At 67.5% G+C, this 24844-nt stretch carries 10 protein-coding genes and 20 tRNA genes; 22 read left to right on the forward strand and 8 right to left on the reverse strand.

Annotation, left to right across the window (positions count from 1 at the left end):
* The first annotated feature begins 95 nt into the window (after nt 1-95).
* From ABZU69_RS33590 to ABZU69_RS33665, 16 genes are all read left to right on the forward strand, one after another.
* Complete coding sequence (locus tag ABZU69_RS33590; RefSeq protein WP_354968314.1) at nt 96-284, forward strand: hypothetical protein; 189 nt, start codon at nt 96-98, stop codon at nt 282-284.
* A 67-nt stretch (nt 285-351) separates the two neighbouring features.
* A tRNA-Ser gene (locus ABZU69_RS33595) sits at nt 352-441 on the forward strand.
* Nucleotide 442: 1 nt separating this feature from the next.
* Nucleotides 443-516, forward strand: a tRNA-Ile gene (locus ABZU69_RS33600).
* A 13-nt stretch (nt 517-529) separates the two neighbouring features.
* Nucleotides 530-602 (forward strand) — tRNA-Arg (locus ABZU69_RS33605).
* Between the two features lie 56 nt (nt 603-658).
* Nucleotides 659-1399, forward strand: coding sequence for a hypothetical protein (locus ABZU69_RS33610; RefSeq protein WP_354968315.1), 741 nt, complete (start codon nt 659-661; stop codon nt 1397-1399).
* Between the two features lie 8 nt (nt 1400-1407).
* Nucleotides 1408-1479 (forward strand) — tRNA-Pro (locus tag ABZU69_RS33615).
* Between the two features lie 4 nt (nt 1480-1483).
* Nucleotides 1484-1557: transfer RNA gene (locus tag ABZU69_RS33620), tRNA-Pro, on the forward strand.
* Nucleotides 1558-1562: 5 nt separating this feature from the next.
* A tRNA-Ser gene (locus ABZU69_RS33625) sits at nt 1563-1649 on the forward strand.
* A 1-nt stretch (nt 1650) separates the two neighbouring features.
* Nucleotides 1651-1724, forward strand: a tRNA-Lys gene (locus ABZU69_RS33630).
* Nucleotides 1725-1728: 4 nt separating this feature from the next.
* A tRNA-Arg gene (locus ABZU69_RS33635) sits at nt 1729-1802 on the forward strand.
* A gap of 8 nt (nt 1803-1810) precedes the next feature.
* Nucleotides 1811-1882, forward strand: a tRNA-Lys gene (locus tag ABZU69_RS33640).
* Between the two features lie 2 nt (nt 1883-1884).
* Nucleotides 1885-1959 (forward strand) — tRNA-Met (locus ABZU69_RS33645).
* Between the two features lie 2 nt (nt 1960-1961).
* A tRNA-Val gene (locus tag ABZU69_RS33650) sits at nt 1962-2033 on the forward strand.
* Between the two features lie 6 nt (nt 2034-2039).
* Nucleotides 2040-2113: transfer RNA gene (locus ABZU69_RS33655), tRNA-Glu, on the forward strand.
* A gap of 1 nt (nt 2114) precedes the next feature.
* A tRNA-Asn gene (locus tag ABZU69_RS33660) sits at nt 2115-2188 on the forward strand.
* A gap of 75 nt (nt 2189-2263) precedes the next feature.
* Nucleotides 2264-2335 (forward strand) — tRNA-Val (locus ABZU69_RS33665).
* A gap of 162 nt (nt 2336-2497) precedes the next feature.
* Here ABZU69_RS33665 and ABZU69_RS33670 read toward each other — a convergent pair.
* Nucleotides 2498-4015, reverse strand: coding sequence for an alkaline phosphatase D family protein (locus tag ABZU69_RS33670; protein WP_354968316.1), 1518 nt, complete (start codon nt 4013-4015; stop codon nt 2498-2500).
* A 141-nt stretch (nt 4016-4156) separates the two neighbouring features.
* Here ABZU69_RS33670 and ABZU69_RS33675 point away from each other — a divergent pair.
* From ABZU69_RS33675 to ABZU69_RS33700, 6 genes are all read left to right on the forward strand, one after another.
* Nucleotides 4157-4240, forward strand: a tRNA-Tyr gene (locus tag ABZU69_RS33675).
* Nucleotides 4241-4327: 87 nt separating this feature from the next.
* A tRNA-Lys gene (locus ABZU69_RS33680) sits at nt 4328-4399 on the forward strand.
* Between the two features lie 3 nt (nt 4400-4402).
* A tRNA-Val gene (locus ABZU69_RS33685) sits at nt 4403-4481 on the forward strand.
* Nucleotide 4482: 1 nt separating this feature from the next.
* Nucleotides 4483-4554, forward strand: a tRNA-Val gene (locus tag ABZU69_RS33690).
* Nucleotides 4555-4560: 6 nt separating this feature from the next.
* Nucleotides 4561-4634: transfer RNA gene (locus tag ABZU69_RS33695), tRNA-Glu, on the forward strand.
* Between the two features lies 1 nt (nt 4635).
* Nucleotides 4636-4706, forward strand: a tRNA-Asn gene (locus ABZU69_RS33700).
* Nucleotides 4707-4817: 111 nt separating this feature from the next.
* On the opposite strand, the gene ABZU69_RS33705 is transcribed toward ABZU69_RS33700, so the two are convergent.
* From ABZU69_RS33705 to ABZU69_RS33735, 7 genes are all read right to left on the reverse strand, one after another.
* Nucleotides 4818-5564: an SDR family oxidoreductase gene (locus ABZU69_RS33705; protein ID WP_354968317.1), complete on the reverse strand. Its 747-nt coding sequence runs from the start codon at nt 5562-5564 to the stop codon at nt 4818-4820.
* 75 nt (nt 5565-5639) lie between these two features.
* Nucleotides 5640-6041 (reverse strand): integrase core domain-containing protein, encoded by a 402-nt coding sequence (locus ABZU69_RS33710; RefSeq protein ID WP_354968318.1) that lies wholly within the window; start codon nt 6039-6041, stop codon nt 5640-5642.
* Entirely contained in the window at nt 6026-6538 is a 513-nt protein-coding gene (locus ABZU69_RS33715; RefSeq protein ID WP_354968319.1) for an IS3 family transposase, read from the reverse strand. The genes ABZU69_RS33710 and ABZU69_RS33715 overlap by 16 nt, the downstream gene beginning before the upstream one ends.
* The gene (locus ABZU69_RS33720) at nt 6535-6846 is read right to left on the reverse strand and encodes a transposase (protein ID WP_354968320.1); all 312 of its coding nucleotides are present in this window, start codon (nt 6844-6846) and stop codon (nt 6535-6537) included. The genes ABZU69_RS33715 and ABZU69_RS33720 overlap by 4 nt, the downstream gene beginning before the upstream one ends.
* A 613-nt stretch (nt 6847-7459) precedes the next feature.
* On the reverse strand, nt 7460-7798 hold the full coding sequence (locus tag ABZU69_RS33725; protein WP_354968321.1) for a nucleotidyltransferase domain-containing protein: 339 nt from the start codon (nt 7796-7798) through the stop codon (nt 7460-7462).
* Nucleotides 7795-17346, reverse strand: a complete 9552-nt coding sequence (locus ABZU69_RS33730) for a neuraminidase-like domain-containing protein (RefSeq protein WP_354968322.1) — start codon at nt 17344-17346, stop codon at nt 7795-7797. Before ABZU69_RS33730 ends, ABZU69_RS33725 begins: the two co-directional genes overlap by 4 nt.
* Nucleotides 17347-17379: 33 nt before the next feature.
* Nucleotides 17380-24786, reverse strand: a complete 7407-nt coding sequence (locus ABZU69_RS33735) for a SpvB/TcaC N-terminal domain-containing protein (protein ID WP_354968323.1) — start codon at nt 24784-24786, stop codon at nt 17380-17382.
* Nucleotides 24787-24844 lie beyond the last annotated feature (58 nt).

Consider the following 24844-nt stretch of genomic DNA (forward strand, 5'->3'; position numbering starts at 1 on the left):
TCAGGCTGCCCTCAGCTCCACCGCCCTGCTGCGACAGGGTCAGCGGTGAAGGTCTCCCACCTCCACTCGAAACAGCAGCGCCTCACGGCGCACGGGTGCGGGACGTCACCTACGACGAAGACCGATCCCAGATCCGCACCGGAACCGGACCCGAGGTCATGGCCGCCTTACGCAACGCCGCCATCGGCGCCCTCCGCACCGCCGGAATCGCCAACATCGCCGCCGCCAACCGACATCACGCCCGCGACAGCACCCGGCCCCTGGCCCTACTCGGCATCATCTGACGACTTTGCCGGGGCCCTGGTTGTCAGCCGGGGGGCCGGGGGTTCGAGTCCCCTCGTCAGCGCGCATGAAGGGTTGGCCGAGTCTGGTCGATGGCGCCGCGTTGCTAACGCGGAGCGGGTCACACCGCCGGGGGTTCAAATCCGTCACCCTTCGCCAAGCCGTCGTAGCTCAGTCGGTTAGAGCACGGAGCTGATAACTCCGGGGTCGCTGGTTCGATTCCAGCCGACGGCACGCAGCAATTCTTGCCCCCGTAGCTCAGTGGATAGAGCACGAGATTACGGATCTCGGTGTCGCTGGTTCGATTCCAGTCGGGGGCTCTTTCCGGGATATGGCGCAGGTTGGTAGCGCGCCGGGCCACGGTAATATGATCCGCATGTCGCGTCCTTTCAAGACCTCCGATGAGGAGTTCGCCCAGGTCGTTGCCCGGTGCCGATCCTGGAGGCACGTACTCCGCGAGCTGGGTGGTACTACCACCAGCACAACCGGGGTACGGCGGCGGGCGGAACAGCTTCAGCTCGACACGTCGCACTTCACTGGACAGCGGTTGTGGAGCGACGAGGAGCTGGCAAGGGCGATCCGGAAGGCAACGACGTGGAACGACGTCGCGATCAAGCTGGGAACTCCGGCGTCCAACGCGAAGCGCCATGCATTGCGTCGAGGTGTCGACTTCGCCCACCTCGACAGGCGGACGCCCATCGAGGGGGACGACGTCGCTTCCTCGCTGAGCCCCCAGCAGGATCTCCTGCGGAACGCGGGTGAGTCGCTGGCCGCGGCCTGGTTCAAGCTCGCCGGTTGCGGCGTCGGGCAGGTGGCAGATCAGCAGCCGTACGACTTGCTTGTGGTCTTCCCGAGCGGGCAGCCGGCAAAGGTACAGGTCAAGACATCACGGCGCGGAGTCAGCGGCGGGGTGCCGTGTTTCCAGATGAACACGAGGAATTACCTCTCGCCGACGCGGCGGACTCGCCTGCCCTACGACGAGCAGGACGTCGACTTCTTCTTCTTCATCGGTGGCATGGAGGACATGTGGTTGGTCCCTCACGCCCGCGTACTCGGGCAGGTTCACTGCTATCCAGGGCCGGAGTACGAGCGATATCGCGTGCGGTGGCCCGCGTAGGGCAACAACGGGACGTGGCGCAGGGGTAGCGCGCTGGTCTGGGGGACCAGAGGTCGGGAGTTCGAGACTCCCCGTCCCGACAAACGGGTAGTGGCGCAGTTTGGTAGCGCGTTCGCTTCGGGAGCGAAAGGCCGTCGGTTCAAATCCGGCCTACCCGACTCGTGGAGGGTTCCGGCCCGTGGGGGCCAGCCGGCCTCGAAAGCCGGAGGGGGGTGCAAGCCCTGGCGTTCGACTCGTCAACCTTCCGCCAAGCGCCGCTAGCTGAGTGGCTTAGCACCTGACTCTTAATCAGGGGAGCGGAGTTCGATCCTCCGGCGGCGTACCAACTTCCCCCAGTAGCTCAGTGGATAGAGCGCTGGTTTCCTAAACCGGGTCGTCGCAGGTTCGAATCCTGCTCGGGGGACGTCTATCGGGCCGCTAGCTCAGTGGTAGAGCTGCCGACTTTTAATCGGAGTGTCCAGAGTTCGATCCTCTGGCGGCCCACTTGCGGGATGGCGCAGTTATGGAAGCGCGCTGGGCTCATAACCCAGAGGCCGCCGGTTCGAATCCGGGTCCCGCTCCCGCCGCGGTAGCTCAGCGGGAGAGCAACGTCTCGACAAGGCGTAGGTCGCTGGTTCGATCCCAGCTCGCGGCACGCAGACGCGCGTTCGGTTATGGGTAGGCCCTCGCCCTTTCAAGGCGATGAAGCGGGTTCGAGCCCCGCACGCGCGACCATTCCGGCGTCGCCCAATCGGTAGGGCAGCGGACTGTTAATCCGTACAGGTACAGGTTCGAGTCCTGTCGCCGGAGCGATGACGGGGCCGGGACGGGGCGTCAGCTCCTCCCTGCGGAGAGTGGTCCACCAGGGCTGCCCGTCATCTTCATGCCCGTGTAGCTCAGCGGTAGAGCGCTGGTCCCACACACCAGTTGTCCCTGGTTCGATCCCAGGTGCGGGCACTGGCCTTCGGGCCGACGTTGTGACTGTAGCTCAGCGGCAAGAGCGCCGGATTGCGGCTCCGGAGGTCGGCGGGAAGTCGTACCCACTTGACAGACCCGTCCACGGGTACCTCCTCGATTTCGTCGAGGAGGTACCCAGATCTGGCGCGGGCGACGCCCCCGTCAGGCCTCCTGGCGCACCGGCTGGTAGACGGTACCCGGAGCGGCGCCCGCATCGAGATGCCACGGCAGCTCGCCGGTCGCGGTGCCGTTCGGGTCGTCGGTCTGGTTGCCGACCACGTAGCGCACCTTCCAGCCGGTCGGCTCGGCGATGCACTCCATGTAGCCGTACATGCCGTTGTAGGCGCCGCGGATCTCGTCGTCGGGGAGGAACTGGTTGCTGCTCTGGCTCGTCATCGGGGCGTTGATGAACTCGGTGGCGACGAACGGGCTCGTGTGGTCGCGGAAGCGGCGCACGTGGGTCACGATGCCGCAGTGGATGTCGCCCGACAGCACGACCGGGTTGAACGTGGCCGGTGTGGCAGCCTTGCGCTCCTCGAGGACGGCCGTGACGCGGTCGCGCACGCCGGTGAACGCGTTCCAGCCGTTGTTGCCGCCGTTCCACCAGATCGGCGTCGGCGTCGCCAGCGCGGTCCACGTCGCGGTCGTGGTGCGCAGCCAGTCGAGCAGATCGTCGGTCTGGGCGTTGCCGAGTAGCGATGGGCCGCGGTACTGGCGGACGTCGGTCAGGTACAGGTCGAGATTCGTGCCCCAGGCGATCCGCCGATAGAGCGCGAGGTCGTTCTTCGTGTCGCCGAGCGGGCCGGGGTGCCCGTTGCGCAGCGGCATGTTCTCCCACAGCGCCTGTAGGGCGCGGTTGAACCGGCGGACCTGGCCGACCCCGCCGAGGTCGCCGCCGCGGTAGTCGTTGAAGAATTCGTGGTCGTCGGGCATGACGTACACCGGGAACCGCCGGTGGACCTCGCGCAGGCTGTCGCGCAGCTTGTACTGGCCGTAACGGGTGCGGTAGTCGTCGAGCGAGCTGATCTCGCGCGGCGGCACGTGCGCGCCCCGCCCGAACTCGTAGAAGTAGTCGCCGAGGAACACGACGAAGTCGATATCCTCGCGGCCGGCGAGGTGATCGTGGCCGTGGAAGTAGAACTCGCCGCCGTCGGCGCGGGCGATGTTCTGGCACGTGACCACGGCGAACCGGGCCGTGCGGTCGTCGCCGGCCGCGAACGCCGTGTGCGTACGGCCGATCGGGCTGCGGAACACCGTCCCGTCCGGCCCGTCGACCTCGAACTCGTAGAAGTAGCGCCGACCGGCATCGAGCCCGGCGACGTCGACATGCACGGAAAACCCGTTGTCGGCGAACGCCACGGCCTCACCCGAGGCGATCCACTTGGACGGCGCGCCCAGGTGCGACTCGGTCCGGGCGAGGCGCCAGCGAACCGGCACGTCGGTCAGATCGCCCATCCCGAACCGGGTCGACGGATCGAGCGGTTCCGGGGCGAGCCGGGTCCAGATCACGACGCGGTCGGTCAGCGCGTCGCCGGACGCGACACCGAGCGTGAACGGATCGCCGTCGACCGGCGACATGGCGAGCGCGGGCCCGCTCGTGGTCGCCACGGTGCCCGCCGCGAGCAGCCCTGCACCCGCCAGCGTCAGAAACCGCCGGCGGTCGAGACCGGCTTCGTTCATGTCGCTCTGCCCAATCGAGTTCTCCTACGTCATTGGGTTGCCGGCGGGAACGTAACGACGCCGGTTTGCGCGTCGTGGCCCGCGCCGCGAACGGCAGGCAGCGCGCAGGCGAACTCGTTCGATTCCCGCCAGTGAACTCAAGGGAGCGCGCCACCGATGGTGAGGTGGGCCGGGCTGTAACCCCGGTGCGTTCGCGCTTAGGGAGTTCGAATCTCTCCGCTCCCACGCATGCCCGCGTAACTCAGCGGATAGAGCACCGCCCTCCTAAGGCGGGTGTCGCTGGTTCGAGTCCAGCGCGGGGCGCAGCATCGAGCGTCGCTAGCTCAGAGGGAGAGCAGCCGGCTTTTAACCGGCGGGTGCAGGGTTCGAGCCCCTGGCGGCGTACTTGCCGGGTAGAGGAGTTCGGTCGTCCTCGCCGGCCTCACAAGCCGGAGAACGCGGGTTCGAATCCCGCCCCCGGCCACCAAGCCCTGATAGCTCAGCGGGAGAGCACCGTCTCGACAAGGCGGGGGTCGCTGGTTCGACACCAGCTCGGGGCACAGCATCGCGCGTTCGGTTATGGGTAGGCCCTCGCCCTTTCAAGGCGATGAAGCGGGTTCGAGCCCCGCACGCGCGACCATTCCCCTGTAGCTCAAGGGCAGAGCGGCCGGCCGTTAACCGGTTGATCTTGGTTCGAATCCGGGCAGGGGAGCGATGACGGCTCTTCGAACTTGAGCGGGGTTTCGTGTCGGGCGGCCCGGATGTGAGGGGCTCGCAGCTCATCAGTGATCATTCGAACAGGACCTGAGCTAGACCAATTCGGTCAGATGGCCAACCCGGCACCCCCGGACACGACGATCTCCTGCCCGGTGATGTAAACGGCATCGTCCGAAGCCAGAAAAGCGACCGTCCCCGCGACGTCTTCTGGCGTCGCGAGGCGGCCGAACGGATTGTGCTCGGCCATCGCCGTCATCGTCCCCGCGACGTCATCGGTTGCCGTCCGGATCGAGGCTCTCGTCATCGGAGTGTCGGTCATTCCGGGGCTGACCGCGTTGATACGAATCCGGCGCGGTGCGAGCTCGAGCGCAAGTGTCGGGATCATGGCCAGCATCGCGCCGTGTGACCCGGCCGCGACGCTGCTGCCGGTGAGGCTGCGCGTTGCTCCGATACCCACTGTCACAATGACCGAAGCGCCGTCGGACAGCAGCGGCAAGGCTTTGACCAGGGTGAAGAACACCCCTTTCGTGTTGACGGCGAACACCTCGTCGTAGCCCGATTCGTCCCAATCCTCCAGCGTCATCGGACGGTTGACGCCGGCGTTCAGGAACAGCGTGGTCAGACTTCCGAACTGTCCTCCGACTTCGGACACGACCTTGTCGATGTCCGATAGCGACCGCACGTCAGCTTGCAAAACCAGGACATCGTTGGGCAATTCTTGCCGTGCGTGAGCCACGCTCTCCTGACGTTGTCCGGTGACGGCAACGCGGTAGCCGCGATCGTGCAGAGTCCGCGCGGTCGCCTTCCCGATTCCGCTGGTGCCGCCCGTAATCAGAGCCGTACGTTCCGACATCACACTCACTCCATCGTTCGTTGTTGGCTTGGGCTTGACCCGTTTCGACGGACAGGGTCGTTGTGTTGATCTTAGTTAGGCGGCTTGGTCGATCGGTAGCGGTTGTGAGCTGGTGGCCTCGAAAGCCGCAGGGCTGAGGTAGCCGAGGGTTGAGTGTCGGCGGCGGGTGTTGTACCAGCCTTCGATGTATTCGAATATGGTCTGGCGGGCGGCTTGGTGGGTGGGCCAGGCCTGGCGGTGCAGGAGTTCGGTTTTGATGGTGGCGAAGAACGACTCGGCGACTGCGTTGTCCCAGCACTGTCCGCGCCGGCCGACGGACAGGCGGATGTCGTGACGGTGTGCGAGGCGGGCGTGCTGGGCGCTGACGTATTGCGTGCCGCGGTCAGAATGAAACACCAGCCCGGGCTCGGGTCGGCGGCGTGCGAGAGCGTCGGCGAGGGCGGCGTCGACCAGGTCGGTCTTCAGGTTGTCGGCCACGGCACCCAGCCGACGACCCGGCGTGATGCGAGATCGATGACGGTGGCCAGGTAGAGCCAGCCCTGCCACGTGTTGATGTAGGTGATGTCGCCGCACCAGCGGGTATCGATTACGCCAGGATCAACACGGAAGTCGCGGCCGACCAGGTCAGGCCGGAGCCCGGCGGCCGGATCCGGGATTGTGGTCGTGCGCCAGCGGCGTGGGCTCTTGCCGGCGAGTCCGGCGGTGCGCATCAGCCGGGCGACGCGTTTGCGTCCGTGTCGTAGCCCCTGCTCGGTGAGGTCAGCGTGGATCCGCGGCGCCCCGTAGGTGCCCTTGGACCGTTCGTGCAGAACGGTGATCTTGTCGGTGAGCCGGGCATCGACCCGCTCGCGCTGCGACCGGGCGCCGGTTTTCTGCTGGTAGTAGGCGGATCGGGAGACCTCGAGCAGTTCGCAGGCACGTTTGACGTTGTGCTTGCCGGCCTGCTCCGCGGCGATGAACGGGAAGACGTTCACCGGGTCTCCTTCGCGAAGAAAGCCGTCGCCCGTTTGAGCACATCGACGTCTTCGCGCAGCCTGCGGTTCTCTTTGCGCAGCTGTGCGAGTTCGGCCCGCTCGTCGGTCATCAGCCCGTCGGCGCGGACGCCGGTGTCGAGTTCGGCCTGCTTGACCCACTCACGCACTGCCGTCTCGGTCAGGTCGAAGTCCTGGCTGACCTGCCGGAGCGTGCGGTCACCACGCTGGCACAACTCGACAATCTCGGCCTTGAACTCCGGCGTGAACGAACGCCGAGGCCGTGGCCGCTTCTTTCCCATGCTCTCCATGATGCTGGACATCCTCCCGGAGACCCCCGGTCCCCTGATCTCGGATGTCCGTCAAAACGGGGCAGGCCCACCTGGGCTGGCTGCGGCTCTTGGCCTGGGCCCGCGAACACGCGCCCCCATGACAGGGATTTGGCACCCCACAGGGGTGCCGTCCGGCAGGTACCCTCGGCCGGTGTTCTCGCCTCAAGGCCCGTCTCTGCGTGAACTGTCAAGCCCCGGGTTTGGTGGAGAGTTTGATGTTCCCCGGGTTTCGTGGAGTCGGGGAACATCACCTGCCCGGATGACATTCTCGGCAGGTACAGCGTCGAGGCGGAGCACGTCTGGCCGATATCGCGAGGCAGTTGGAGGTTGCCGCTCCCGGGTGGTACGACCTGCATCGACACGCGGAGCAGTCAGGGGACGGGGTGTTGCTCGACCGCCTGGACGGCATGGCCTCTGCCTGACGAGCCGCCGACTCTGCCGGAAGAAAACCCGCCAAAGATAAAGGCCCCCGTGCTGTTCAGCCGTGGGCCTTTACAAATGACTCGATGGTCTTTTTGTGATGATGCTTTTCCTGCTTTGGACTATTCCGCACGCAATACTTCAACTTTAAGTACCTTCGAGTGAAGACAGTCTAAGCTCCACCATCACCCCCACGCAAGTAGACGCGCTGGCTGGTCTCGAGAAGAGTGTGGAGATAGGTGTGTGGCTTGGCCGATCCGATCTCCATTTCTCGTGGCGTGAGCATGTGCAGGTCGATCGTGATCGGAAAGGCGCGCAGCGCCTCGTTGAGCTCCCGGTCACGGATCCAGGACGAGGTCGTGAATGGGCCGATCACCAGGATGTCGATGTCACTGTGCCGGTGCGTGGTGCCCTTGGCCCACGAACCGAACAGGATGATCTCGTCCGGGTCGCAGTGGCTGACGATGACGTCGACCAACGTCGTCAGCACCGGCGCCGACGGCCGCGTCATGATGTCGTGAAGGCGACGACCAGGTATGCCTCCGTCAGGTCGTCGGCCGGTAGTGAGTGGAAGTTCGGCACGCCGGTTCGCCGGATCTTGATGGTCAGCGGTCCGAGGATGTCTTGTGGCGGGGCCACCGGATCGACGATCAGGTGGTGTGCCTCGGTGGGTCCTCCCAGCCGGGACATCAGGTGCGTAGCGGCAGGGGCGGGCCCGGCGAAGTCGACGCTCACGTCGTAGTTGTCCGGGTGAGCGCTGTCGACGATCAGATCGAGTCGCGTGATCTTGACGCCGCGCGCACCGCGGGCTCGGAACGGCAGGTGCTTTCGCTCCAGCATGACAACCAGTTCCTGGTCTTTGCCGGGCTGCGGCGACAGGAACCGTTGCCATTCGCCGGCGAACTCTCGGTTCAGGACGAACAGCCGCATCCCCGACTTCGGGACGACCGTGGCCAAGTTGGTCCGGGCCGCGTCGACGAGGCCGGTGCTGCCCGGTTCGGCCTTGTACCGCACGTGCAGGATGACATCCGAGATCGTGTTGAAGTCGAACTGGTTGTGCTCGGGTGGCAGGTCGATCGTCCACTCACTAACCGCGCCGGCTCCCTCGAACGGCAGGAACCTGTCGTCGTTGAAGCTCAACTCGAACATGCCGCTGTCGTTCTGCGCGTGACTCGTGGCGATCGACGTGGTCGGCACCGCGTGGGTCGCGAACCGGTCGTCCGCCGGTGCCAATGGGTCGCCGTAACCGCCCGCGGTGCCGTCCTTCACCCGGACCCCGTTGTTGGTCAGCGACAGGGTGCAGTTGACGCTGGTGTACGGGCCGACGACGCACGGGACGCTGATCGAGACGGACGTGATGCGCCGCCGGAGATGGCCGGGATAGTCGAGGTCGTACAGCCATTCGGGCAGCTTCACGTGGCAGGTGCCGGTCGTCTTCAGGGTGAGGAGGGCGAGTGGGTCGACCTGCGCGAGCGAGACGTTCTTGCTGATCTCGAACGTACGGGTGTTCCGCTCGAGCCATGCCGCTTCCATGCGGCGCAGGTCGTTGGTCAGCCGTTCACCGGCGAGCAGACCCTTCTTCAAGCCGTCCCAGTATCCGAATTGGACGAAAGAGAACGTGTCGTCGCCGAACTCATAGCGCATCGCCTGCTCGGCGCGCTTCGCCATGTCGAAGGCGAGCTGGTAGCCCTGGAAATACACCGTGCTGACCTGCCGCAGCATCCAGTCGTAGAGCTGGCGGTTGGTGTACTTCGTACGCAGATAGTCCTCGATTCCGCGCGCCTGCTCGATCTGCGTCTCCTGGCCGGCGAGGTCGGTCTCGGCGATGGCGACCCGCACCTTGGCGGCTTCGATCTGGGCCAGCAACTGGTTGACCTCGAGACCTGCCTGGCCTTTCTGGAACTCCCACTCCTCGGCGCGGCGCTGGTACCCGCCCATCGTGGTCGCCATGCTCGCCCACTTGTCGGCGGCGCCGGCGATCGCGGAGATGGTGGAGACGGCGCATTCGGCGGCTTTGGAGAACTTGATGCCGTCGGGGATGTCGGCGGCCGCGACCGGTGAGCCGCCGAAGCCGGATGCCCCGATGGTGAACTTGGGGATGAACGCGAGGCCGCCGGCCAGGGCATACCCGAGGGCAATGGCAGTTTGGGCCAGTGTGGAGATACCGCTGAGGGTCAGCGCGGTGCCCTCCCAGAGGTTGATGTAGTCGCGAGAGCCGTAGTATTCGATCCGGCCCTCGGCCGTCTCCCGGCTGCGCTCGAGCGCCACCTGGTTTTGCTCTGCCTCCTTCACCTGCAGCCGCTTGATGTCGAGGCCGGCATCCAGCAGCCGCACCTCGTTCGACGCCCTGATCAGGTCCAGCGCCTCGGCGTCGCCTTTCTCGATGGCCGCGAGCAGGCGCTCGCCGAGGGAGTGGACGTCCTGTGTGTACTCCAGTGCCTTCTGGATCAGGACTCGGGAGCGGTATTGGCTGGACGGCGCTCCGCCGCCGCCCAGCACGGTGTCGAGGTCGACACCGGCCGCCGCGGCCTGGACGAGCACGGCCGGGTCGATCGGCGGCTCGAAGAGCGGAAGCTGCCGCACGATGCCGCGGATGTTCATGCAGTTGCGGATCTTCCAGAGCCGGTCGGCGACCAGATCCCAATAGCCGAGCAGGTCGTTGTTCTGCGGGATGCCGAAATAGGAGATCTCGAGTACGGGCATCGTCTCGGCGCCTTCGTCGGTGCGGATCACCTGGACCGGCGAGTCGGCGAAGTTCTCCATCAGGATCTCGATCTTCTGGTTGCCGAACGGGTCGAGCGCGCCCTCGGCGGTGAGCTCGTTGTACGACTTGTCGGAGCGGGTCACGTCGGGAACGGTGACCGGGCGCGGGCCGAGAATCTCCCAGGCCAGCAGGTACAGGGTCGTGGCCTCGTTGATGGACTCGATCGTGTCCCGGCGGAACAGCTGGTCACCCCAGGCGATGAGGTTGTCGATGTACCGCATGACCACGGTCTTCTGATACGCGACTGGGCGATAGCGGGCGATCAGGTGTGGCTTGAACGGGTTGTTCTTCCACGCCCGCAGCTGGTCGAGGTTGGCGCCGATGTCTTTGAGCAGCTCCTCGATCCGCTGCCGCCGGTACTGCTCGTCGTTCTGCTCGTAGAAGGGCCGGGTGATCCAGAAACGCTGGGGCGAATCGACTCCGTCCGTGCTGGTGGGGTCGAAGATGAAGTGGAACCAGCGCATGGCCTCTTCGAATCGCTGGTTCTGGGTCAGCTTGACGGCCGCCATCAGCGGAGCGTGGAAGAAGATCTCCCAGTTGTAGACGCTGTAGGCACCGCCGAGGTCGAAGTCGACCACGTCGCTCGCCGCCGCCGGCCGCGCCTGCGCGGGTGTGGCCGGGGCGTATTCGGTGAATCGGTAGCCGTTGCCGGGGTGATACGACTGCGGCGAGACCTGAATCCGGCGGTTGAGCAGCCCGTCGAGTCCGGAGCGCTGCAGCTCCCGCAGGAAGATCGCCGAGTACGGGTGGTAGAAGGGCGTGAACTCGTACTGCAGCCGTTGCAGCGTCTTGTTGTATCCCATCAGGACGGTGCGCCAGTACGGCTTGATCAGGAATGAACGCTGCGGATCCTGATAGATCATCGGCGGAGGGAACCGGACTGCCTCGTCGAATTGCAGGCCGTGCTGGGAGAAGACGAGATCGAACGGTGCCCGGGCGCCGCGCAGGAGCGCGATGCTGCCCGTACCCTCCAGGACGTTGAGCACGTTCGGGTTCGACACTCGGGTGTTGTTGCGTAGCCGGGTGTTCTCGAAGTGCATCCCGGCCGGGAGGATCGTGCGCGGCATGGTCTCGCGGCCACCGGCTGCCCGGCCGATCGCGGCGCCCTGCGCGCCGAACGTGGTGCTGACCCAGGTGTGCGAATCGGTCGCCGTGAGGTTGTCGGAGACGTTGCCGTTCGCGTCTTTAAGGTGGTACTGGCCGCTGAGGCCCTTCATGCGCGTGCCGGCCACGTTTCCGTTGAAGAGGAAGGACGACGAGTGCCAGGGGCGACCGGCTTCGTCGTAGACGGTGGCCGTGAGGCGCTGCTTCTGGCCGGTGTAGGCGTCGGTGAACCGTGTGCCGTTGAACTCGACCGACGTGGAGATGAAGATGTCCAGCCAGAGCATGTTCTCCTGCGAGCGGTAGCGCGGCCGGAGATTGTAGGAGTGCAGCGGCCGCTGCCACGGGTGAAGAAGCCTCTCGCGGGACAGTTTCTTGGCCGTCCAGCCGTCGTCCTTGTGCGTGGTCCAGGCGAGCTGGAGTTCGAGCTGGGTGGACGGGTCGGGAGTGTTCTGCGGTGTGTCACTGGGCTTGGCGGCCGGCTGCTTGCGCGGCTTCTGCGGCTTCTCCGTGAACACCAGCCAGAAGACGTACAGATCGCGGTTGTAGACCACCGGAATGGCGTGGTCGCCGCCGATCTCGACATCGATGCGCTCCCAGGGTGACCAGGTGCCGTAGTTGAGGTCGTATTGGCGGTAAAAATAGACGGCTGGGTCGGCCTTGGTCCGCCCGAGCACGTGCAGCCGGTTGATGTTCGGCGGCAGGTTGTCGTAGGGATTGTCGTCGTCGACCTCGTAGTAGACGCCGGTGACCTCTAGCCGGGCCACCTCGTGGACCTTCTCCAGATAGTGCCGCAGCGCCGCTTCGGCCGCGGCGTCGGTGATGTCCGCCTGCAACAGTTCGTTCTCCAGCTCGGTGAAGAACGGTGACTTGTCATCGCGAAGCTCCGGCTCGATCCAGTTCTCCGGGTAGAGGAAGACCTTCCGGTTGGCCTCCCAGACCCGGTAGTTCTTCATCCACCGCCACTGCTTCCAGCTGTCGAGCGAGACGGTGTCGGCGAGGGCGGCCCGGGAAACCTGGACGAACGCCTGCTCCAGATTGAGGAAGCAGCGCTGGACGAACATCTGGGTCGAGCCGATCGCCTGCTTCGTCCGCGACGTGAGCTGGCACGAGCTCATCTGCACGTCAATCAGCACCCAGGCGAGCAGGTCGTCGGCATCCTTCCAGCGCATCGGGTTGGGCCACTGCCTGCCGTCGACGGTGATCGCCGGAGCGGCGGTGCGCAGCGAGTTCTCGACCAACCACGCGGTGAGCGCGTCGCGCTTCTTCTCCCGCAGGCCGTCGACGAGTGGCGTGGCCACGGTGAGCCAGGCCCTGGTGGTGTAGTGGGCCTTCGTGGCCTGACGGACCTGTCGGGCGGTGGTGAACTGCGCGTTCGCGGTGTCGCGATCGGCCCAGGCCAGCAGTTGGGTGGCCGGCACGCCGACGCGGCGGAGGGCTTGGAAGCATTCCGCGAGCCGCCGGTACGTCTCGACGGAGCGGTACGAGGACGTGAGGCCGTGCGTGAAGCCGAGCCCGGTGTGCAGGTCCGCCAGGTCCTCGCGGTCCCAGCCGGTCAGGGCGCAGAGCTCGTCCAGCACGGCGGAACCGGCCGAAGCCTGGTTGCGGGCCAGGTCGAGGACGGCGGTCAGCGAGGTTCCCTCCGGGGCGGCGTGTTCGTCCCGGAACCGGAGCAAGCGGTGCAGGGCGAGCCAGCGCTCGTACAGCGATGTCGCGGGTGCGGTGTCGACGGGCAGGTCGGCCGGGCTGAGAGCACCGACGGCCGCGCCGTTGGACAGGAACCAGGTGATCTCGGCCGGGTCGCTCATGCCGTGCAGGGTGAGCAGAATGCCAGCCTTGTGCAGCCGGCGATAGCTGCGCAGGAGAGGCGCGGAGACGGTCAGGTCCGGATCGAGGAACCGGCCGATGATCGGGCCGGCGTCGTCGACGAGGCCGTCCAGCAGCACAGCCGCCTGCCCGTCGGTGAGTGCGAGGGCGGCGGCGACTCCCGCGATCACCTGGCCTCGCGGATCGGCGGCCGGGTTGCTGCGCAGGCTTTCGCGTACCGCTGCGATCTGCTCGGCGATGACCTCGTCGCGCAGGCCGTAGGCCGACTCCGGCCGCGCGTTGAGCAGGTGGTCCAACGCCTCGACGGAGACGCCACCGGCGGCAATCGCTTCAGCTTCCGAGATCGCGTCGAGGGTTCCGGCCACCGTCGCGAAGGGATCGTCGATGCCGACCAGCTTGAGCATGGTGACCAGGTCCGGCGCGCGCATGCCGAGCCCGGACGCCAGGGCGGCGTACCCGACCAGGGTCGAGAGGTTCGCGACGGTGAGCGCTCCGTCGGTGCGCCCCAGCAGGGGAGTGAGGTCGACGTCGCTGACGCCGAGCGCGGCGACCAGGGCCGGGCGATGGTCGGCGAGCAGCGGGCCGGCGGCGATCGGCAGGTCGAACGCGGCGTCGACCGGGTTGGTGATCGTCGGATTTCGGAAGAGCCGGCTGTACGCGGACCGGATCACCTTCTGCTGTTCCTCGGGCACTTTGCGGTCTCGGGTCGGCAGTTCGCCGTACATCGCGAGCACGGTCTCGGCGTTGATGCGCAGCCGTGACTGAAGTTCGCGGACGCGCGACAGGCGCACGAGGGTGTCGCCGTCGAGGTTCTTGTTGCCGATCTTCGCGGCCCGGATCAGCAGGTCGAGCTCCGACATCTGCCAGGGCGTGTGCCGCCACAGCCGCAGGAACCGGTGCAGCTTGTCCAGCTTCGCCGTGGTGAGGTTGGTCAGCCGCTGCTCCCGGAGGCTGTAGGTGCTCGCGGGCCGTTCGATCACAGAGTGTCCGCCGCCGGCCGGGTTCACGAACTCCACGTCACACAAGCGCAGCAGTTCCGGGTACGTGATCTTGGCGCGTTCCAGGAAGTCGGCGACCGGGATCGTGGCCGGGATGGCGGTCAGTCCCCAATAGAGCTTCTGGTCCGCGTCGGTCGCCCGGGCCGTGGTGATGAGATCGGTCTCGCGCGTGGAGATCCCGAGGCTCTCGCCGGCGATGCTCACGTCGGTCGGCTTGGGGCCGGCGGCGGCCTGGAACCGCCTCATCAGCTCGTGGCGGGGGAGACCCAGGTGGTCGAGAAAGACGCGCGCCTCTTCCTGCCAGAGGTTGAAGGCGCTGTGCATCGGGAAGTCGGCTCCCGCCAGCTTGTCGTAGACGGCCTTGTCCTCGTTCTCGGGGAACGCGCGCAATTCTTCTTGCGTGCGGGTGGTCTGGTGCCCGATGGCCGGGTCGCCCGGCGGCACCAACGCCTCCAGCACCTCGTTGACCAGGTCGATGTACGGGAGCGCGACCGTGGTGTTGTCGCAGTTGAGCCTCAGGTTTCCCAGGTCGGGCCGTCGCTTGAAGAGCTGTTTGCGGACCGTCTCGCCGGCGATCTGGGAAGGCTGCTCCTCCAGGAACCGCAACATGTCGGCGAGATATGCCGGTGGACCGAGGACGGAGAGGCAGTCCGGGCAGTCGCAGACATCCATGGAGCCGAACAGGGTCTCCAGGTTGGGCACGCCGCCCGAGAACTCCTCGAGCTCCGCCGCCGTGTAGGTGTGGGCGACGATGGCCTTCGGCGTGGTGCGGTTGAGCTCGGTGCGGTACGCGACGAGGCGATTGACGGCCTGGCCGTACTGGAACTCGGCTACGCCGTAAACGGTCAGCGCCGTCCGCTCGTCGATGCCCGCGGGGGCCAGGGTCGTGACGATCCGTTCCTTGCCCATGTTCAGCACCTGGAGAGCGCTGTGGATGCCCTGGTCCAGCAGGACCCGGCCGAGGCTCGCGTCCGGGGCGATGCGCCGCACCCGCTGGAGCACCTTCAGCTCGCCGCTCACCGCGTCATCGACGGCGACATGGTGGGTCGCGGCGTAGGCGTCGATCCGACTGGTACGCAGGTCGAAGTCCGGCTCGGCGTCGACGAACTGCTGGACTTCGGCGAGGTGGGTCAGCTGCGTGTTGACCCCTCGGCCGGCCTCGGCGACGAACGCGACCGTGGGATAGAGGCGTTCGGTCTGAGCGGCCAGTGTGGCGGCGTAGTTGGCGACCTTCTCGGCGGCGTTCGTGCCGTCGGTGCCGGGCGGCACGGCTCCGCCGCCGTCCGTGATGAGCTGCACCCACTCGGCGTGGCCGAGCTTGGCGAAGTCGCGCGGCGAGTTCGCACGGTTGTCGGCGGGGTCGTCGATGATCGCCTTCAGCCGGCCGGCCATCGTGCTGAAGTTCTTAGTGACCTCGCCGAGGCTGACGGTCGTCTCGAGGTCGTCGATCGCGGGCAGGCCACCGAAGTCGGCCGGCCGGCTCCGGGCGTCGGCGAAGAAGTCGGCGCCGAGGGTCTTGTGGGTGAGGAAGGCGTCCGCCACGGCCGGGTAGCGCGCGGGGTCGATCGAGGACGCGTCGAGCAGCGTCTTGAGGTTGCCGTCACCGATGAGGATCGGCTTTTCCAGCACGTACGTTTCGCGGGCGGCGGCAAGCGCGGCCAGGATGCCGTCCCGGCCGGTTCCGATGCTGATCGGGATGTAGTTTTCGCGCACCGCGTTGTCGAACGCCTCCAGCTGCAGGGCGGGGTCGAGGAAGACCAGCCCGTTCGCGACGCGTTCGACGACCTGGTCCACGAGCGTCCACTGCTGGGTGCTCTGCAGCAGGTCGCTGGGAAGCGACGGCGGCAGGTTCTGCCGGATGAAGGCGTAGACGGCTGCCGTATCGACCGGCGGGGTGTCGATCTCGGCCGCGACCCGGGCCGCGACGACCATGCGCATCACGTCGTTGACGCCGAGGCCGGTGTTGACGGAGACGTGCGTGATGTCCTGAACGGAGTCGGTCTCCTCGAGGTTGAGCAAGCCGACCGGGTGGGCCGCGGCCGTCACTGCGGTCAGGCGCTGCTCGAACTCCGAGGTGCCACGGTACGGCTGGCCACCCTCCACGAAGTTGACCCAGGCGATGGTGGTCGGGTTGAACAAGACCTTCTGGTCCAGCACCGCGTTGGCGCGGTCGACCACCTTCACCAGTACGTGGTACGGCAGCTTCCACTGCTTCGTCGCGGGGTCGAGCGGCGGCGTGTAGGGGATGTCGTAGAAGCCGGAGCTGGTCGTCGGACGCTCTCCGAGCAGGGCCCCGGTGCCCCGGATCAGCTTCTCCCACAGCTGGACCCGCAGGCCGGCGCGGCCCCGCCAGAGCTCGTCGCGCACGGAGCCGCGGATCCGGGCCGGCAACGCCTCGGAGACCGCCTGCGGGTTGGCGCCGGCGATCTTGGCGTTCAGCCGGCGGAGTGTCTCGCCTTCGACGTGTCCGGTGACGGGGATCTGGTTGCTCTTCTGGAAGGCGATCACCGCCGTACGGGTGGAGGCGCCGAACGTGGCGGTCTTGAACTCCTTCTCGTCGATCGGCAGACCCAGGAAGGCGAGCGACTTCTGGAGCTTGCCGACGTGCTTGTTGGTCATGTTGAGCCGCAGGTTGCGGGTCACCGGGGTCAGATCGTCGGCCACCTCGACCGTCAGCTTCGCGACCGGCTTGGGGCGGCTCGTGGCGACCGTCTCCATCCGGCGAAGGGTCAGCGGGTCGAGCTCCCCGGTCGGCCGCAGGCGGTATTTGCGCTGGAAGGCGACGATCGCCGCCTTGCTGGTTTCGCCGAGCCGCTTCTCCCGCAACTCGACGGGGTCGATCCGCAGCTCCAGTTTGCCGATCCGGATGGCCGACAGCAGCGTGCGGTGGATCTGCCCCACCTGGGTCCTGGTGCTCAGCCGGGCCTTGAGGGCGTCGCCTTCCAGACGATCGACGAGCTCCGGGCTCAGGGTCGTGTCGGTGGCCAGGCCGGCGCCGCGAAGGTAATCGGCGTACGCGGCACGGGTGCTGTCGCCGAAGCGGCGGCTTTTCGTCTCGGCGGGATCGATCTGGTGCCCGCTGCGAGCGAGCAGATCCTGGATCTTCGCGGCCCGCGTCTTGCTGTCGGTGAAGTACCGGTGGCTGAGATCCCGGTTGAGCCGATCCAGCGTCTCGCTGGTCAGCTCGCCGGATGCCGGCAGCCCGGCGGCCCGTTGAAACTCGCGGATGGCCGCGCGCGTCGAGTCGCCCAAATTCCCGGCCGCTTGTTCGTCGGGGTCGACGGTGATGCGGAGCCGGCCGAGCCCCGCATGGAGGGTCGCCAACTCGTGCCGGTCCGGCGTGCTGGAGGTGATGCGGATGGGCGGCATGGCGACTCCCACTTTCGATGATGCCCGATGCGTTTACCTGATCTCGGTGACGTGATGCTTCAGCGGCGGCGGCTTGACGTGCTTCGCCGCCGCGGTGGACAAACGGGTACGGAACTCGTCGATGCCCGCGGCGAACCGGGCCAGTGCGTCGGCACTGAGGTTCAGCGCCTTCACCGCGTCATGGGTCGTGACGTCGGCGGAGCCGCTGATGAGCTCCCACAGGGTGTCGAAGCCGAGCACGGCCGACTCCCGGATCACCAGGTTGACCTTGTCGGTGGGCAGCGTCTCGGAGTCCTTCGCCACCCTCAGGAGCTCGGTGACGACCTTGGCGGCGGCCTTCTTGTCGAGGCTGTACTGGTACTCGACCTTCGCGCGCAGGAACTCCGGCAAGGTGCTGCCGCCCGCGATGCGAACGTCGCTGTTGCGAGTCACGTGGCCGACGTCGATGTGTGAGACGAAGGTGTAGTTCGACAGATCGGGGTCCGCGTGCAGCGTGTCCGCCAGGCCGTTCTTCTTCCCGCAGGAGCAGGCCTGAACCACGAAGGTGATCTGCTGACTCTGCTTCGCTTCCTTGAGCTCACGCTTGAGCGTCGGAGCTCCGATCCACTCACCGTCGCCGAACGACATCTCGCTCGAGATGCCGTGCCCGAACGTCATGACGACGTCGGGCTTCTCCTTGGCGATGACGTCACTGAGCTTGCCGGATGCGACCGACTGCGCCTTCACGCCGTGGTCGGTGGCCGCCTGCGTCGCCTGGCGCTTGAACTCGTCGTCGCCCTTGTCGTACAGAATCAGATATTTCTTCTTGTGCGCCTCGTCCCAGAGCTTGCGTGCCATCTCGTCGGTCTGCTTGGGCACGGCCTGGCGAAACTCGTCGAACGTCGTGAACGTCCGCGGATCCGGCTCGGCGTCCGGCTGCCCGGCGTCCTTGGGATCGGTTCCCTCGGGATCCCGGTAACGCACCGGGTTGTCCCTGCAGTAGCGGTAGAGGTTCGGGCCGTCCACCAGCAGCAGAGGGTCGGGCGAGCACCAGCGGCCGAGCCACGAGGCGTAGAACCGCGCGCCCGCGTAGTCGAAACCGGTCTCGTCGTCGCGTTCCCGGCCGATGTATCGGTAACGCTTGAGGCTTACCTCCGCGACGCCGCGGCCCGCCTGGAAAGAGCTCGCCCCGAACGGCGTGAACTCCTCCAGGCTGATCAGCGCGCCCGCGTCGTCGAGCTCGACCGACGCGGTGCGGAGGTGGTTGGCGAGCTGATAACGCTGGAGCGGCACCGGGTCGGCGGTGTCGGCGCCCTGGTCGACGGTGAGCGTCTCGACGATCGCCACCTGCGCCTGATCGTCCAACACCCGCAGCGACTCGCGTTGGAGCTGGACGGTGGTGCCGGCGGCGTCGTACTCCCGGTACACCTCGAACACGCCGAGGTAGATGCGCTCCTTGCGGCGCGTGCCGCCCTGGGACTCGATCACCTTACGCATGCGCCGGCCGCCGGCATCGTAGGCGTACCAGGCGACTCCGCCGCCGCCGAGGTCCGCGCGGTGCAGCCGGTCCCGGAAGTCCCAGCGCAGCTCGGCGCCGTTCACCGCGGTGATGCAGCCGTGCGAGTCGCGGCCGTTCAGGTCGGCGTAGGAGTAGGTCTCGTCCGGAAGCACCTGGCTGCCGATCGCCGTGTGGCTCAAGCGGTTGCCGGTGCGACCGGGCTCCAACCGGCTCGCTTCGTCGCAGACGTACGTGCGGGTCCAGCCGCCGCCGGTGGCGATGTGCTGCATCCGCTCGAGGTTGCCGGCGAGGTCGTACCGGTACCGTTCGGTGTAGTTGCGCAATGCTTGGTTGTCGTTGGGATCGGAGCGAACTCCCACGAACGGGCGGTCCCGGCGGTCCGCGGTCGGGTTGGTGTCGAAGGCGGTCTGCCCGACATGCTCGCGTCCGGTGGCTTCCACCAAGCGGTACAGGGCGTCGCAAGTGAAGGTCGCAGCCGCCTCCACCAGCTGTCCATCGTGCAGGACCGCCTTCTGAGCGGCGTCGCGGATCCTGGTGGTGTTGCCGACCGGGTCGTAGGTGTAGGCGAGATCCTGCACCACCGCCGGGTTCGCGAAGAGCTGAGCGGCGGTCGTGTCGGCGGCGGCCGGGCGCGTCGTCCGCAGCCCGATCAGCCGGGACGTCGCGGGGTCGTACGTGTAGGTGGTCTCGGCGCCGTTGGCGTACTCGATCCGCTCACGTCGGCCCTTGGCGTCGTAGTCGATGTCCGTGACGAACGCGGTCGGCCCGCCCGCCGCGCGGAGCGTCACCTCGATGCTGTCCAGCAGACCGGCTTCGTTCCAGCCGGGCCGATAGACGCTGCCGTCCGGAGTGCTCGCCGTGACCACGCGGTTGAGGGCGTCGTACGTGCCGGCGCTGGTGAAGCTGCCGTCGTCCACCGGCGGGTCGTCCGCCCAGTCCACCGTGCCGTCGTACGTGCGCAACAGGTCGCGGCGGCTGGACACGAGGTTGCCTTTGAAGTCGTACCCGAGATGGGTGACGCGGCCGACCGCGTCGAATACTTCGTACACACGGGTCCGGTGATTGCCGGCCGCGCCCTGCGCCTCGCCGTAGACCGTACGCTCGACCAGGCGCTCGCCCGCGCCCTCGACGAGGAAGACATCCGTCGGACGGCGCAGCGCGTCATAGGCCACGCGCCTGGTGTGGCCACGGCTGTCCCACTCCCGCAGCGGAGCGCCCGTGACGTCGGGCAGCGACCAGCGCTCGCCCGAGTCCATGCCCGCCTGCCGGATGACCCTGCCGAGCATGTCGTAGTCGGTCCGCATCGCGAGACGGTCCAGCGCGTCGTGCACCGTACGCTGATTGCCCTCGATGTCCCACGCCACCCGCGTGGCCTCCGCCGACTCCACTTCGACGCCGTTGTCGACGAACCGGTTGGCGACGATCGTCGCGAACGGGCGGCCGAGCGGGTCGAGATGAGTGGTGACCGGGGTGTTCGCGTGGACCGCCGCCCGCTGAGCGGCGTCCGCCTCGTCCAGGCCCAACGCGTTGCCGGTCCGCCGGGCGAACCAGGTCGACCACCCGGCGCCCTGGCCGTCGAAATACCCTCGGACGTGCGCGCCGACGTCAGGATCGGTCCGCGGATCGCCGGTCTCGAGATCCCGCGGCGCGACCGTGTCGTTGCGGTCGAAGGCCGTCTGCTTCCACGGCGAGTGCACGACCTTCTCGTAGGTGTGGTCGGGATGCAGGATCGCGACGACCCGGTCGACCGGGTCGTAGAAGAGGAACGGGCTCACCCCGGTGTCGGTCAGGTCCGGCTCCGGCTCGTACAGGTGGGTCACGCTGAAGAACGGCTCGTATCGGCGTACCGGAAGGCCCTTGTTGTTGAACACCGTGCGACCCGTGCCGACCCATCGAGGCGCGGCGACCGCCTGCACCGGGTGCCCCTGCGCGTCGCGGACGAGCAGGCCGGGCACGACGTCTCCGCTCGGCAGCGTCGTCGATGGCTGCCGTTTCGGCGCCTCCCCGGTCTCGGCGAGACGCTTCGCCTGGATCGGCCGCCCGAATCCGTCGGTGAAGTCGACCTTGATCTGGATCGCGGTGGCGGCCCCTCCGGGGTCGGTGGTGTGGGTTTCCCGGGCCATCGTCAGGGCCAGGGCCGGCTGGCCGCTGCGGCGGAACAGGTCGAGGTCGTAGACGATGCGCGTCGTGGCCGTGCCGAGAAGCGCCGCGGCCTCAGCCGACGGGTCGGCGAGCAGCGCGCGGCGGGCGGCCGGTGTGGGATGCGGGTCGATCTGACCCAGCAGGTCGCCGCGTTGTTCTCCGGCCTTGCCCATCAGCGCGGAGGCCACCACGAGGCCCAGCGCGTCGAACGCCACGGCGGTGCGGTTGCCGTTCGGGTCGGTGACCTGGCGGGGGAGCAGGACCCGATAGTCATGCTCCGCGACGACCACGTTGCCCAGGGCGTCCTCGGATCGGGCGACCAGCAGGTCGGACGGGTCATACGTCACCACGGTGGCGTTGCCGAACGGGTCGACGACCTTGCGCGGCAGATAGAAATGGTCCCGGGCGGTCGCGAGCTCCTGCGCCGCCGTCGTCGCCGTGGGGTCGAAGTACGCGCTGCCGCTGGGAATCCACCACGCGTCGGCCATGAACACGTACCCGCCCTGGCCCTCGAGGACGGCGGCCGGAGCCGGCAACAGTGCCTCGTCCGGCGCGCCCGGCCGCTCACGGACGAAGGCCGAGTCGACCATCCCCGGGGTGAGCGCGAGCCGGTAGACCTCGGCGAGGATCGCCTGCGGCTCCGCCGTCGCGAAGGGGAGAAAGGCGGTCAGGTCGTCCGCGCGATAGACGGTTCGCACCGCCTCGACCAGCCGCCGCTGCCGGGTGGTGTGGTCGGGTGCCGAGTTGTATGCGATCTCGGTCGCGTCGGCGATCATCGCGAAGTCGTCCGCGGCCCAATCCTCGAAACCGAACCGCTCGGCGCCGGCCACCGGCCGGAACCCGGTCAGCTCGCTGGTGCGGACGGCCGCCGGCAAGGGGACGCGGTAGTCGTCGGGATACTCGGCCGGGTCGTCGATCGCGTTGGTGTATGCGTTGTCGATCAGGACAACGATGGGCCGTGTCTGGACCTCACGGTCGCCCTGCCGGAGGGCCGCCAACCCCTGGTTGGGCACCATCGTGACCGCGCCCGCCGCGTCGACCCGCCGCACGACCTCGCGTCGCCCGTACGCGATGCGAAGCTCCTGCCGCACGTTGCCGGAGGCGGTGTCGACCCGGAGCACGATCGCATGCTTGGCGCGGGGATCCTCCGGGCTCCGGTCGTATTGCGACTCGAGCGTCTCCCGCGGATGCGCGAAGAACACGGCATGCCGCTGGTGCACCCGTGGCTGCAGCATGTGGACGGCGAAGTTCTGCTCGGTCACGACGCACGGATGCGCGTCGAGGCCGTAGACCTCGCGGTGCAGCATGACCCCCTTCAACGCCCGGCGGGCCTCCCGCTCCTCCTCGATCGTCAGCCCGCCCGGCAGGACGGTGTCGTCCAGCGAAACTCGATCCCCTCCCGCAGCGCCCCCGGTGTGGAACCACGTCCTGGTGAAAGTCGGCGGGACGTGCGACGCGGCATCGACGTTGGTCGCGGTGACCAGCTCCGCGAAAAGCTGGGTGTCCCATTGCTCCACCAGGCCGAAGCCGTGAAACTCGCGTTCGGCGGTGTCGAAGTTTCCGTGGTGATAGGCGTAGCGGGTCAGGAACCTGTTGCCGGTCAGGTGGTCGACCGTCTCCACCCGTTCGAGCACGTGGACCGGGAACGGCAGACGGGTCACCCACGGCTTGCCGGCCAGCCGGTCCGATTGGAAGAACGTGGTCGACGACACGTAGCTGAGCCGGATTTCGGCCCCGAGGTTGTTGCGCCGGCCGATCAGCAGGTGGGGTTTACGGCCGCCCATGAGGTCGACGTAGCGCATCGACCGGCCCGTGTCGTCGGGACTGCGGCTCCACCAGACGAGGCAGGCGGTGCCCGCGCCGAGCAGATCGACGATCCGTACGTCCTCGGGTCGCTCGGTGATCGGGCACTGCGGCAGCGTCACGCCGTCGCTCCAGCTGTTGCCGGACAGGTTGCGGTAGAGCGTCGCCCCGTCGCCGCCGAGGTAGACGACGTCGGTGGTCCCGGACCCGTCGACGTCGGCGAGATGGATCCGTGCCGGGTCGAAGAGGTCCGCCGTGGCGAACACCGGCGCGTTGTCCATCACGATCTTGGCGCCGAACCGCCCGTACCCCAGATTCGGCCAGTACCAGACAGATCCGTTGGTGATCTGAACGAGGTCGGTCAGGCCGTCACCGCTCAGGTCGGCCACGAAGAACCTCGTCGCGCTGTCGCTGAACACCAGCTGAGGCCCGCCGGACTGACACACAGCCGGCCCGAAACCCTCCTTCCCGAGTGACGGATACCAGGTGATGGCGTCATCGCCGGTGACGACGATCTCCGCGATGCCGTCGCCGTCGAGGTCGAGCATCCGCAGGTTCGGATCCTTGAGGTCGAGGTTGGGGAACGACGCGAAAGGCTGAAAAGTCGACCAGTCCCCGGCGTCCGTGCGCTCGTGGAACCCGCCGGTGCCGGGCTCGAGGGCGGCGAGGGCCACCCGGCCCTCGCCGGTCAGATCGATCAGGGTGGCGACGCCGGGCCGGCCGGCGAGCGCCGGCCGGGATGTCACCGGCCGGCCGGGATCGAACCGCGCGAACGGCGGGCTGCCGGCGTTGCGGCGGTAATACCAGGCGCCCTCGTGCTCGGTGAGAATGCCGGACACGCCCTCGCCGTCGAGATCCACCCACTGCGCGGGCGAATCCGCGGCGTCGAGGTCGGTGCCGCCGACGGTCTCCACCGGCAGCCGGGCCAGCTCCGCCGCGTCCGGCACCCTGCTGTAATCGAGATCCACCGGCGGGTACGAGCGCACCAGATAACGGTCCGGGAGCAGTGCCGTGGCGCGTAGCGCGAAGCCGGACTCGACGACCGCGGTGAGGTAGGTCGCGGCGGGATCCGGCTCGTACTCGAATCGCATCGCGCGGGTCAGGTAGCCCGCGCGACCCAGTTCCCCGGGGAAGTGGTGGAACATCAATACGCGCCGGCAGAGGCGGGCGGTGCGCACCTCGAACCCGGCACGGTAACTGGAGAACGGATCCGCCCGGTCCGGCCAATGCGCGCCCAGGGACCGGGCCGCCGTGACGCTGGCGAACTCCTCGCCATCCACCGCCGGGGCCTGAACGTAGTGGCCGTCGTCGTAGTCGAACACGACGTCGAACATCCAGTCTCCGATGATCTCCGGGTCGATGGCGGTGCCGCCGGCGTCGCGGTTGGGGATCCGGTTGCCGTAGCGAACCCGCTTGAGATAGCGGTTCGCGCTCTCCGGCTCGTACTCGTATCTTGTGGCATTGCCCTTGTCGTCATAGCTGGAGCAGATGAGCCAGCTGAATACCCGCGTGGGATCAACGGGATCGACGATCCTGCTCTGCGGGGTGCGGCCATACCAGGACGTCACGTTGTCACGGCTGATCGTGCGCCAGCACGTGTCGCCATCGGACTGCCGGACCCACCGCTCGATCCGGGCGAACAAGCCCTCGATCCGCAGCCGGTAGCGATGGACCAGGAACCCGTCCCGAAGCACCGGCACGTGCCGCCACCCGCCCGCCGCGTCACGCTCCAGAAAAGGCACGAGATCGTCCGAACCGGAGACAACGAACGTGTCCGACTCGTTCGCGTCGTCGTACCGGGGGACCTGGCGGTCCGTCCGCCGCCTGATCACGGGCAGCGCGAGGCTCCAGCCGAGGCCGAACGGTCCGTTGCCGGAGCCGCTGTCGTACGAGAGCGACAACTGCGGGCCGAACCCCGCCCGGCCCGGCGAGAGGGGGAGCGGAAAGCGCAACGTCGCAGTGCCCGTCGCCTGGTTCGCGGCGAACGTCTCGCCCACGGCGCGGATCGCCCCGCCGCCCTTGGGAACCGTAGGGGGCACTACGGTGGGGCCGCTC

It is taken from the genome of Micromonospora sp. NPDC005206 (genome assembly GCF_040608175.1).
In the GTDB taxonomy this organism is placed as follows: Bacteria; Actinomycetota; Actinomycetes; order Mycobacteriales; family Micromonosporaceae; genus Micromonospora.